This is a genomic window from Nocardiopsis sp. CC223A (genome assembly GCF_030766825.1).
Taxonomy (GTDB): domain Bacteria; phylum Actinomycetota; class Actinomycetes; order Streptosporangiales; family Streptosporangiaceae; genus Nocardiopsis.
In genome coordinates this window covers 1-2,485 of the sequence record NZ_JASFDV010000168.1, presented here as the reverse complement: position 1 = coordinate 2,485, position 2,485 = coordinate 1, and the positions used below count along the sequence as shown (strand labels likewise).

At 78.8% G+C, this 2,485-nt stretch carries 1 protein-coding gene; it reads right to left on the bottom strand.

The features are described from left to right. On the bottom strand, positions 1-2,485 hold a 2,485-nt coding region (locus QJS33_RS31170), incomplete at both ends, for an AAA family ATPase (protein WP_306371655.1).

Below are 2,485 nucleotides of genomic sequence, written 5' to 3'. Positions count from 1 at the left end.
TCGCCCGCCGCCCGGTGTCCGCCCCCGGCGAGCACCAGGGTGCGGGCCGCCTGGTAGCGGCAGCCCGCCGCCTCGAACGCCGCCGCGGTGGCCAGCACCCCCGGTACGTCGCCGTCCAGCAGCGCCCGTGCCCGCTCCACCTGGGCGGTGGCCACCGGGTTCCCGGCGACGGTGTCCCGGGCCGCGTCGACCAGCTCCCGGGCGTCGGCGCGCCCGGCGAGCACCGCCGCCTCCGCCCGCAGCGCCGCGTACCAGTGCAGCCACACCCAGCACACCCACTTCCACACCCGCTCCGGCTCGGGGGCGACCCGTTCCAGGGCGCTGTCGGCGTCCCCGTGGTGGAGCAGGAGCAGGGCGTCGAAGACCGCTCCGTAGCCCAGGCGGTGGTCGTCCCCGGGCTTCGCCCGGTCGATGACCTCCAGCCAGTCGGCCCGGGCGTCGGGGTCGCCGCGCAGGCCGTGGACCATCGCCACCGCCGCCGCGGCCGGGCCCAGGGAGCGCGACCGCAGGCGGCCGCTCTGCCACCAGGCCTCCCGGAACCGCTCGGCACCCGCGAGCACCCCCTCGACCTCGCCCGCGAACGCGTTCGCGACCAGGAGCCAGGAGGTGGCGTGGTGCCCCGCCTCGGACAGCAGCGGGTGGTCGGCCATCCGTCGGCCCCACCGGCGGGCCCGGGGCAGGTCGCCGACGCCGATCGCGGTCGCCGCGGCCATGGCCAGGGCGTCCATCAGCTCGTGTGTGGCGGCGGGCGAGGGCGGCACGCGGTCCAGGATCTCGATCCGGCGCCGGGCCGCCTCCGCGGAGGCGAAGGAGTCCCCGGCCCAGCACTGGGCTCCGGAGAGCGCGTCCAGGGCGGCGGACTCGGCCACCGGATCCCCCGCCCTGCGGGCGAGGTCGACGGCGTGCCGGGCGCCGGCCACCGTCTCCGGCGCGGGGTTGTCCGGGTCGCCCTGGAGCGCCCCGAAGGCGTCCGCGGTCACCGCGGCCTCGGCCAGGGCGAGCGCCGCCAGGCAGGCCGGGGAGTCGTCGGCCAGTTCACGGGCGCGCGCGAGCGCCTCCGCGACCTCCTCGGCGGGGGGCAGGTCCGCGAACGACGTGGAGAAGCGGTAGGCGACCACGGCCGAGCCGAGCAGGTCCCGTGCGGCCGCCGCGCCGTCCCCGGCGCGCTCCGCGGCCAGGGCGGCCCAACGGTGCAGACGGTAGGCGTCGCCGTCCAGGCCCCGGCACCCGGCCACCGCGGCGGCGCTGCGCAGGGCGGCCGCGGCGGGGCGGCCCCGGTCGGCGAGCCCGGCCGCCTGCACGTACCGCTGCTGGGCCTCGCCGAGCAGGGTGCGGGTGAAGGCCAGGCCGCCCATGGACAGGGCGAGCCGGTGGGCCTCGGCGCGGTGTTCGGGCCGGTCGGCGGCGCCGGTGAGGGCTGCGCGCAGATCCTCGGCGACGGCGTCGAACCGGGTGCGCCAAGCGGGTCCCCCGCCGTCCTCCAGTTCGGCGGCGCGGGCCAGGCACCAGTGCAGGTGGCGGGTGCGGACCTCGTCCTGTTCGCCGGCCCCGGCGAGGTGTTCGGCCCCGTACTGGCGGATGGTCTCCAGTGCGTGGTAGCGGGTCCCGGCCCCGGAGGGCAGGACCGAGAGCAGGCTCTGCTCGGCGAGCCTGCCCAGCCCGTCGACCACCGCGGCCCCGTCCAGGGGGGCGAACCCGGCGATGCCGATGGCCGCCTCGGGGGTGAACGGCTCCACGAACACCGAGATGCGGCGCAGCAGGGCCCGGTCCCCCGGCTCCAGCAGGCCGTGGCTCCAGTCCAGCACCGCGCGCACCGACCGGTGCCGGTCGTCGGCGCGGGAGCCGCCGGTGAGCACGCGCAACTGGTCGGCGAGCCCGGCCATGAGGCCGTCCGGTCCGAGTGTGGACCACCGGGCCGCCGCGAGTTCGATGGCCAGGGCCATGCCGCCGAGCCGTTCGCAGACGGCCGCGACCTCCTCGCCCACCGACGTCCCCGGCGGCGGTCCGACCGCGGCGGCGCGCTCCAGGAACAGGGCCGCCGCCTCGGAGTCCTCGCCGCCCTCCAGCGACAGCGGCGGGAGCGGGAAGGCGCGCTCGAAGGGCACGAGGAGCCGGGCGCGGCTGGTGACCATCACGTGCAGCCGCGGGCAGGCGGTGAGCAGCCGCTCCAGGAACGGGGCGACGCCGTCGCGCACGTGCTCGCAGTTGTCCAGGACCAGCAGGGCCCGGCGGTCGGCCAGGGCCTGCGACACCGCGTCGTCGAGGTCGCCGCCGGGGCGTTCGCCCACGCCGACCGCGGCGGCCACGGCCGCCCCCACCCGCCCGGGTTCGGTGAGCGGGACCAGGTCGGCGAACCACACCCCGTCGGGGAAGTCGTCGGCGGCCTGCGCGGCCACCGCCAGGGCCAGGCGGGTCTTGCCCACCCCGCCGGCGCCGACCACGGTCACCAGGCGGTGCCCGCGGATCGCCTCGGCCAGGTCGCGGC